We start from the raw sequence: 365 nt of genomic DNA, 5'->3' as shown, positions 1-365 counted from the left end.
GCGCCGGACGAACTGCGGTGCGTTGCCGACCTGGAATCCACCCGTCGCAGCGTGGCGCCGCAAACGGAAATCGTATACGAGGGGCAGAAGAACCATGCTGCATGGCTGCTTCTTGAGGGCTGGGCCAACAGCTATAAAATCGTGCCCGACGGTGGCCGGCAGATCATCGGCTTCCCGCTTCCCGGTGATTTCATGGGATTGCGCAGCATTTTATTGCGCACGTCCGATCATTCTTTCGAGAGCCTGACCGACGCCGTCATCAGCGAAGTGTCTCAACAAAGAATGACCCAGATTTTCCAGGACTTTCCACGTCTGGCCACGGCCATCATGTGGGGCGCCTCCCGCGACGAGGCGATGGTGGTCGA

General features: G+C 59.5%; 1 protein-coding gene. It reads left to right on the top strand.

Annotation, left to right across the window (positions count from 1 at the left end):
* Nucleotides 1-365 (top strand): Crp/Fnr family transcriptional regulator (locus tag GHC57_RS19230; protein WP_153347285.1); only part of this gene is annotated, 365 nt, incomplete at both ends.

The sequence above is a fragment of the Roseospira navarrensis genome, from assembly GCF_009601025.1.
GTDB lineage: Bacteria > Pseudomonadota > Alphaproteobacteria > Rhodospirillales > Rhodospirillaceae > Rhodospira > Rhodospira navarrensis.
Note: the sequence above shows the minus strand (reverse complement) of the source record. Positions and strands in the feature narration are given on the sequence as shown.